The following is a 2,635-nucleotide window of genomic DNA, read 5'->3' as shown; positions in this document are numbered from 1 at the left end:
CCAGCAGCTACGGCGACGACGCCCTGGCCTACACCGTCAACGGCCTGGGCCAGGAGCGCTTCTGGCAGTACAGCCCGCTGTCCGGCGCCGGCAGCGAGCTGTGCGCATACGGCGAGGAAAACCCCTTCTACGCCGTGGACCGCAGCGTAAACGCCACTGGCCACTACCACTTCAACTCCACCATGCAGGTGGTATCCCGCTACGCCAGCTCCAACGGCGTCGGCGGCATGAACAGCCAGTGCTACCGCTACGAAGATGCCATGTACTCCACCATGGGCCGCGGCTACCAGGGCTTCCGGGCCATCGCCGTGGACGCGCAGGTGGAAGGCGAGAGCTACAGCACCATCACCCGCACCGAGTACCACGACCAGTTCCCGCTCACCGGCCGGCCGAAGACGGCTGAGGTGCGCCTGAGCACCGACACTGCCGGCGTCAACCCGCTGAGCCGCAGCAGCAGCAGCTGGAACTGGCAGTATTATCCGGATACCGGTCTCTACCAGGTGTTCCGCGACCAGAGCATCGAGGAGACCTTCGACCTGGAGACCCGGAATCCGCTCGGCAAGGAGACGGTGATCAGCCGCTACAACGCCGGCCAGGACCTGCAGTACGGCAACCTGAGCCGCCTGGAGACCACCAAGGAGAGCTTCCTGAACGGCGCCGTGGCGGTGCGCAACCGCGCGGATATCGACTACCAGTACGACTACGGCGAGGCCTCCCTCGGCTGGACCGACAAGCTGCAGCGCAAGACGGTCACCACCCAGCCCACCGAGTACCTGGGCGGCCTGGCGTCGATCCAGCCGGACTCCCTCGCCAACAACACCAAGGTGATCACCACCGACTACCAGTACTTCAGCGACGGCAGCCGCAACCTGAAGCGCGAGACACTGCAGCAGGGCGTGGCCGGCGAGGAGAGCGCCCGGGAACTGGGCTACGACCAGTACGGCAACGTGACCTCGGTCAGCCTGGAAGCGCCGGGCGAGTTGGACCGCTTGAGCAGAACCGTCTACCACCCGGACGGCTACTTCCCGTACGAGCACTACAATGCGCTCGACCACAAGAGTCGCACCTGGTACGACCAGCGCTTCGGTGTGATTGACGAGGAGCTGAGCCCCAACAGCGTGCGCACCTACTACCGCTACAACGATATGGGTGCGCTGTACAAGGTGGAGCGCGACGGCCAGCAGCCGGTCAACACCGCCACCCAGTACTGCGGCGCCGACTGCCCGGCCCTGGCGGTATCGAAGAAGATCACCGTGCAGAACGGCAGCCCAATAGTCACCGAGTACCTGGACCTGCTGGGCCGCGTGATCAAGGCCGAGACCCAGGCCTTCGAGGGCAAGCCGGCGATCGTCTCCCTGGCCGAGTACGACGCCCACGGCCGCAAGGTGGCCGAGAGCCAGCCGTCCCACAACAGCGCCGGCGAGCACTTCGTGCGCTACGAGGACTTCGACGAACTGGGCCGCTACCGCCGCAAGGTGGTGGACCGCAGTGGCCACACCGTCAGTCAGCAGACCTGGCTCTACGACTACGCGGGCCTGACCACCACCATCACCCTGCCGGACGGCAGCTCCACTGCCACCCGGGTGATCGACGCCAACGGCCAGCTGCTCAGTACCACCGACGCCGCCGGCTCCAGCACCCACTACCGCTACGACGGCCTGGGCAACAAGATCCTGATCCAGGACCAGCAGGGCAACCAGGTGCGCTACTACTTCGACAACCTGGGCCGCAAGACCTCGGTGGACGACCCGGATGCGGGCACCGTGCAACTGCCGGCGGCCGTCAACGACTACAACGGCTTCGGCGAAGTGGAGAGAACCACCAACGCCAACGGCGACATACTGGAGTTCGACTACGACAAGCTGGGCCGCATGACCCACCGATATGTCAACGGCGAATTGGAGGCCCAGTGGACCTACGACCAGTCCAACAAGCCGGGCACCCTGAGCCAGGTGTATATGCCGCAGGAGGACTACACCCGCGCCGTGGTCTATGACGACCTGGTGCGCCCGCTGTCCGAGCGGGTCACCTTCGCAAGTGCCAGCGAGGCCTCGGAGCACTTCACCACCTACTACGCCTACGACGGCGACTACGGCCGCGTGAAGGGCAAGTCCTTCTCCACCGGCGAGTATGTGGAACTCATCTACGACAGGTACGGCAACTTGGTCGAGGAGCGCGATCCCATCAGCTGCGCCGGCGAGGATTGCATCACCTACTTCAAGGTGACCGATGTCAACGCCCGCGGCCAGGTACTGGCTGCCGTCTACGGCAACGACCTCGCGCTCAGCCAGGGCTATTACGACTCCACCGGCGATGTACAGGACATCCAGGTCAACGGCCCCCTCGGCGAAATGCTGGGCCTGCACTACGACTACGACGACGCCTTCGGCAACCTGACCACCCGGCAAAACCGCGTGGAGGGCGTGACGGTCACCGAGTCGTTCCAGTACGACAACATCCAGCGCCTGCGCCTGAGCAGCAAGAGCTGGAGCGACGGTACCCCGGGCCAGGCGGTGGACTACGACTACGACGCCGTGGGCAATATCCGCCTGAAGAGTGACTTCGGCCTCTCCTACCAGTACGGCAGCGCCGACCGCGGCCTGGGCGGCAACGCCGGCCCCCACGCCGTGCGCAG

The 2,635-nt window shown here is 65.4% G+C and carries 1 protein-coding gene; it reads left to right on the top strand.

Annotated elements, in window-relative coordinates:
* Window positions 1-2,635: hypothetical protein (locus AC6R19_RS22630; protein ID WP_500582133.1), on the top strand; the 2,635-nt coding region annotated here is incomplete at both ends.

Source organism: Microbulbifer sp. SE14, assembly GCF_059834885.1.
This window is presented reverse-complemented; position numbering and strand designations above follow the sequence as displayed.